The organism is Tepidibacter formicigenes DSM 15518 (assembly GCF_900142235.1).
In the GTDB taxonomy this organism is placed as follows: Bacteria; Bacillota; Clostridia; order Peptostreptococcales; family Peptostreptococcaceae; genus Tepidibacter; species Tepidibacter formicigenes.
The window spans coordinates 1-6,295 of record NZ_FRAE01000097.1; the positions used below are offsets into that span (position 1 = coordinate 1).

Below are 6,295 nucleotides of genomic sequence, written 5' to 3' on the forward strand. Positions count from 1 at the left end.
GATTATAGAGAAAATATAATGTATTTTAAGTAAATATATTGTGATATAATATAGTTATTATATAAAATTATAGAGGTGAAAGCATGGACAATATAGAAGTAAAAGACATAATGAATTTAATACTTGTAAAATTAGATAATTTAGAAAAAAATCAAGAAGAAATGAAAGGTACAATTGGAAAAATTGAAAACAGACTAGATAATGTAGAAGGAAGACTAGAAAATATTGAAAACAGACTAGATAATGTAGAAGGAAGACTAGAAAATATAGAAAGTAGATTAGATAATGTAGAAGAAAGGCTAGATAATGTAGAAAATAGACTAGAAAATATAGAAGAAAGGCTAGATAATGTAGAAGAAAGGCTAGATAATGTAGAAAATAGACTAGAAAATATAGAAGAAAGGCTAGATAATGTAGAAGAAAGACTAGATAATGTAGAAAGTAATCAAGAAACAATTAAAAAATATATAGCTAGTGCAGAAGATACACTAAAAAAAGTAGAATATGATCATAAAATTATAGAGAGAATGAAAACAGCAATGTGTATATAGTTAATAAAGTCTAGTTATTATAACTAGACTTAAATTTTGTACAAAAGGGGGATAAATATGATTGATATACACTGTCATATAGTTCATAACATAGACGATGGGGCTAAATCACTTGAAGAATCTATCGAGATGGCAAAGATAGCTCATAAAGATGGAATAAAAAAAATAATAAATACTTCTCATTATCATTTAGACTCTGACTTTATAACAGGAAAAGAATTAGAAAAAAGGATTTTAGAATTTAATAATATATTAAAAGAAAATGGAATTGACTTAGAGGTTTTAATAGGAAATGAACTCTATTACAGCAGGGATTTAATGAATAAAATAGATGAACTTGACTTTTACTCTTTAAACAAAAGCAAATATATTCTTATAGAATTTCCTCCTAACAATATACCTGAAAATATGGAGGATATAATATACGAATTCAAAATAAGAAACTATACACCTATAATTGCTCATATAGAAAGATACTATCAAGTATTAAAAAATCCTAATCTAGCATATGAATATATAAACAGTGGAGCATTAATACAATTAAATGCAAGCAGCGTAACTGGGAAATATGGAAAAGAGGTTAAAGATATTTGTAATACACTTTTAACTTACGATATGGTTCATTTTATAGCTACAGATGCTCATTCTTCAAATAGAAGAAGACCTATATTAAAAGATTGCTATAACTATGTAGAAAATATATTAGGAAAAGAAAAAGCAGACAATATATTTTATGAAAATCCAAAAATTATAATAGAAAATAAAGATATAAAAATAGATAATCCAAAAAAATATGAAGAAAAAGGATTTAAAAATATATTTAAAAGAATATTCAAAAAGTCTAGTTAATAAGCTAGGCTTTTATTTTTTTAAATATATTGAAACTAGAACTAATTTACTATAAAATATAATAGGTAATTACATAAAAAACCATAATATAATAATATTTCCAACAAATTTCGACATAAAACGAGGAGGTTAAAAATGGAAGAGACTATAGAATTAAGAGCGTATTTTGACATTATAAGAAAAAGAATTTGGATTTTGGCACTTATTACAGTTATATCAGTGTTAACAAGTGCAGTAGTTAGTTTTTTTGTATTAGATCCTGTATATGAAACAAGTACGACTTTAATGGTGAATAAGGCTAAAAATGATGAAAGCTCTATAATAAATTACCAAGATGTAATACTTAATCAAAAGTTGGTTTTAACATATGGAGAAATAGTAAAGTCAAGAACAGTACTTGAAAAGGTAATCAAAGGCTTAAATCTTAATATGAAATATGAAGAATTAAAAGAAAAAATAACAGTATCTCCTGTAAAAGACACTGAGATAATGAATATAAAGGTACAGGACACAGATGCAAAAAAAGCTAAAAAAATAGCAAACAAAATACCTCAAGTTTTTACTCAAGAAGTTATAAGAATAACAAAAGCAGACAGTGTACAGGTTATAGATTATGCAAAAGTACCAGAAAATCCAATAAAACCAAAGCCAATGCTAAATATTATAGTAGCAGGGGTACTTGGAGTTATGATAGGACTGTTTATAATATTTTTAATAGAGTACTTAGATAATACTGTAAAAACTCCTCAGGATATAGAAAAACATTTAGAGCTTCCTGTAATAGGAGTAATACCTGTTTTCCCAGAAGAAGATAAATAGAGGTGAATAAAATGAGAAATGATAGTAGAAAATTAATAGTTCGTGATAACCCTAAATCTCCAATATCAGAAGCATATAGAAATATTAGAACTAATATACAATTTGCAAATATAGATAAAAACTTAAAAACTATAATGCTTACAAGTGCAACTCAAGGAGAAGGAAAAACAACTACAATATCTAATATAGCAGTTACACTTGCTGATCTTGGTAAAAAAGTAATAGTTATAGATTGCGATCTTAGAAAGCCAAAAGTACATAAGATATTTAAAATAAGCAATACAAATGGTATAACAGATATACTACTTGAAAATACTTCATATAAAGAATATGTAAATAAAGATATAATAGAAAATTTACATGTACTAACAGCAGGACAAACACCTCCAAATCCAGCAGAAATGCTAAGCTCTAATAAAATGAAGGACTTAATAGAAACTATAAAAAAAGATTATGATTATGTATTAATAGATACACCACCTGTTGCAGTAGTTACAGATGCAGCAATAATTTCAACATTTACAGATGGAGTAGTACTTGTATGTGCATCTGGTCAAGTTGAGATTGATTTAGTTAAAAGATCTAAAGAAAACTTAAAGAAGGTAAACGCAAATATATTGGGAGTAATACTTAACAAACTACCATTAGATATAAGCAAATCTTATTATTACTATTCTAACTATTATGGAGGAGAAACAAATAATAGTAAAAAAAGAAAAGGTATACTTTCAAAGGTAGTAGGATAAAATTAAAAACATAAAATGTAAGTATTTCCAAAATATAATAAATATTATATAATTATAGGAAAACTAGGACTTTAGAAAGGGGGATGTAGTTTGAAAAGACTAATTTCAAAAGCAGTCATAGTGATGCTTTTAATTTTATCATTAAATGGACTGGCATTTGCAGAGCTTAGTGAAAGTGATATTAACTTTTTCCTGGAAAAAATAGCAACAGCTAATAATGAACAACTGAGAGAACAAGGAATAAATATGATAAAAATGTATGCAGACAGAGAAGACCCTAATATAGATGGTCTAAAGAAAGCTGTTAAAAAATTTGTAGAACCAATATACGGAAAAAAGTTTGAAGAAAAAGGATATGACTTTGATGAATGCATAGAATCTTTGGATGTATTAAAAGAGATAAGTAGAGAAGATATAAAAAGTTTGATTTCACATATGGAAGATAAGGATTTAGATGGGATGAAAGAAATAGTAAATAAGTATATTGAAGAAGATTCAAATGAGGATGAAGAAAAGTCATCTAGTGGAAGTGGTGAAACTCTAAGTACTCCAGAAGAAAATAAAACAACTAATACTGAAGAAGTAACTGTTCCGAAAGTAGAAACACCAAAAGTTGAATTCAAAGATCTAGACAAGCACTGGGCAAAAGAGGATATAGAGTTTTTAGCTAGCAAAGGTATAATAAATGGAAAATCAAAAGAAATGTTTAATCCAGATGGGAAGATAACAAGAGCAGAATTTACTGCACTTATAGTAAGGCTTTTTGATTTAAAACAAAAGAATACATCTTTTAATATATCATTCAAAGATGTAAATAATACTGATTGGTATTATGATGTGATAAAAACAGCAAGTGAATATGGTTTAATTAATGGAATAAATGAAGACACATTTGCTCCAAATAAAGAAGTAACTAGAGAAGAAATGGTAACTATAATTATAAGAGCAATTGATAATAAAAATATACAAAATACAAATAAGAGTAATATAGCGATAGATAACTTTAATGATAAAAATAATATGTCTACTTGGGCAGTAGATAATATAAATAAAGCTCTTAAAATGAATATAATAAAAGGAAAAACTGAAAACTCATTTAATCCAAAAGAATATTCAACAAGAGCAGAATCAGCAACTATTATCAAAAGAGTATATGATTTAATTAACAAAAAATAAAAGGGGGATACTAAATGAAACAAAAAAAATTAACATCCATAATATTGACTTTAGTAATGGTATTAGCATTATTACCATCAAGCATGATCTCTCATGCACAACAAAATGATTATTTTGAAATACTACAAACAAAGCTTAAGCCTATATTGACTTCAGAAGGAAGTACAAATGCCATGGCTGTTTTCAATGCTTTAACTGAAAGCACAAGTGTTGAAGACATACAAAAAGAAATAGACAAGCTAGATGAAAATTCAAAAACTAAATTAGTAAATGACTATGGATTTACAGCTCAAGTAATAAAAGAAATATTAGATGAATGTACTGATACTACAGAAATAACTAACTTAATGACTTATATTAAAGATGGAAGTAAAGATAAAGTAAAAGATTTTGTAAATGATAAGTACGATGCTATCTACAAAAAACTTCCACAAGAATTTTTAATTAAAACAGATTTTTCTCGATTTGAAAGTGGTGAAGGAAGTGCAAAGAGAAGAAAACTAAACTTTTTACTACCTTTAGTTCAAGAAATATACAATGGGCAAGAACTAGTAACAAAAGAAGATGAAAAAATCAAAATATTATTTGAAGATAAATACATAGAAGATGCAAATTCTAAACTAGAAGAATCCAAAAGATTTACACAAGAGCAGTTAGATGTTATTAAAAATGTTAATCAAATATTAATACAAGCAGTAGAAGATAAAATTAATAGTGATAATGTAGCGGTAGAAGCAACAGAATATCTAGCTGAAAAATTAGATATATGGAAAGCACCTAAAACTGATGGAGAAGATTCAAACACAGGAGGTTCATCTGGTGGTGGAGGAGGTTCCTCATCAAGTGATAGTTCTTCTGAAGAAAAAGGAGAAGTTACAATTCCTGATAATGCAATAAAAGTTAAGGGTAACGAAGTTAGCTTTGATAAAAAAGAATTAACAAAAGCTATTGAAAAAGTTTTAGAGAAAGCCTCTAAAGAAATAGTAGTTAATATAGAAATAGATGATATAAAAGATTTAAATGCAAAAATATCACTTCCAGTAGAAAGTTTAAAAGGACTTAAAGGAAAAGAAGGAAGTCTATTTATAAAAACTAAGAAACTAGAAATAACTCTACCAATTGAAGATTTAGATTTAAATAATGAAAAAGCTAATATAGAGCTTGGTGTAAAAGAAATATCTAAAGATGAAGTTAAGGGTATAGTTAAAGATGAAGTAAAAACAATTGCAAAAGTAATAGACATTAACTTATTTAAAGTAGATGGAGAAGATAAAACTAATATAGGTTCTAAATTCAGTAAGAAAGTAAAAGTTGGTATAGATATATCAGACCTTAATATCAACAAGAATAAATCAGTAGTATTAAGAATAAACAAAAATAGTACTGAAATAGTTGGTGGAAAAGTAAAAGGAAACAAAATATATGCAAACTTAGAACACTTTAGTAAATATGCAGTAGTAGAAAGAGAAATAACATTTGAAGATATCCAAGCTCATTGGGCAAAAGACAATATAGAATCCATGGCAACTAAAGGAGTAGTAAAAGGATACAATAAAGATGAATTTAGACCTAATAATAAGATAACTAGAGCAGAATTTGCAAAACTTCTAGTAAATGCACTAGAGCTTGATGTATTAAAAGACAAAGGAACATTTAATGATATGAGCTCACACTGGGCAAAAGATTATGTATACACAGCATATAAAGCAGGACTAGTAAAGGGTGCTGATGGAAAATTCAATCCAAATGCTAATATTACTAGAGCGGAAATGGCTACAATGATAGGAAGAGCACTTGAAAGTGATGAAAAAGAAGATCTTTCAAAATTCTATGATAGTAATAATATACCATCTTGGGCTAAAGAAGCATTATCAAAAGCAGTAGCTCAAGGTCTAATTAAAGGAGATAACAACTTATTCAGACCAAATGACAATACAACAAGAGCAGAAGCTGCTACAGTTATATACAGATTATTCAATAACTAGAAAAAAAGCTCAGCATAAGCTGGGCTTTTTTACTCTATAGGATATTATAAATTTTTCAACTTGTGGATAACATTACTAAAAGTACTACAATATCAACTATTTTGAGCAACGGAGTCCGTTAGGACTCGTTGGCGACATGAGCCATGCGATAGCATGAAGCGAATTTTTT

At 27.3% G+C, this 6,295-nt stretch carries 6 protein-coding genes; all 6 read left to right on the forward strand.

The window, feature by feature from the left end; genetic code table 11:
- Positions 1-83: 83 nt before the first annotated feature.
- On the forward strand, positions 84-551 hold the full coding sequence (locus BUA77_RS12355; protein WP_072889555.1) for an exodeoxyribonuclease VII large subunit: 468 nt from the start codon (positions 84-86) through the stop codon (positions 549-551).
- Between the two features lie 57 nt (positions 552-608).
- The gene (locus BUA77_RS12360; protein WP_072890727.1) at positions 609-1,400 is read left to right on the forward strand and encodes a tyrosine-protein phosphatase; all 792 of its coding nucleotides are present in this window, start codon (positions 609-611) and stop codon (positions 1,398-1,400) included.
- Between the two features lie 135 nt (positions 1,401-1,535).
- A complete protein-coding gene (locus BUA77_RS12365; protein ID WP_072890730.1) occupies positions 1,536-2,219 on the forward strand; it encodes a YveK family protein in 684 nt (227 codons plus the stop codon).
- 11 nt (positions 2,220-2,230) lie between these two features.
- On the forward strand, positions 2,231-2,965 hold the full coding sequence (locus BUA77_RS12370) for a CpsD/CapB family tyrosine-protein kinase (protein WP_072890732.1): 735 nt from the start codon (positions 2,231-2,233) through the stop codon (positions 2,963-2,965).
- Positions 2,966-3,055: 90 nt separating this feature from the next.
- Positions 3,056-4,141 carry an S-layer homology domain-containing protein gene (locus BUA77_RS12375; protein WP_072890734.1) on the forward strand — a complete coding sequence of 362 codons (1,086 nt, stop codon included), beginning with the start codon at positions 3,056-3,058 and terminating at the stop codon, positions 4,139-4,141.
- A 14-nt stretch (positions 4,142-4,155) separates the two neighbouring features.
- On the forward strand, positions 4,156-6,126 hold the full coding sequence (locus BUA77_RS12380; RefSeq protein WP_072890737.1) for an S-layer homology domain-containing protein: 1,971 nt from the start codon (positions 4,156-4,158) through the stop codon (positions 6,124-6,126).
- Positions 6,127-6,295 lie beyond the last annotated feature (169 nt).

Excerpts from the sequence above, each read along its gene's own strand:
- BUA77_RS12355 (WP_072889555.1), top strand. The coding sequence starts at position 84 with ATGGACAATATAGAAGTAAAAGACATAATGAATTTAATACTTGTAAAA.
- BUA77_RS12360 (WP_072890727.1), top strand. The coding sequence starts at position 609 with ATGATTGATATACACTGTCATATAGTTCATAACATAGACGATGGGGCT.
- BUA77_RS12365 (WP_072890730.1), top strand. The coding sequence starts at position 1,536 with ATGGAAGAGACTATAGAATTAAGAGCGTATTTTGACATTATAAGAAAA.
- BUA77_RS12370 (WP_072890732.1), top strand. The coding sequence starts at position 2,231 with ATGAGAAATGATAGTAGAAAATTAATAGTTCGTGATAACCCTAAATCT.
- BUA77_RS12380 (WP_072890737.1), top strand. The coding sequence starts at position 4,156 with ATGAAACAAAAAAAATTAACATCCATAATATTGACTTTAGTAATGGTA.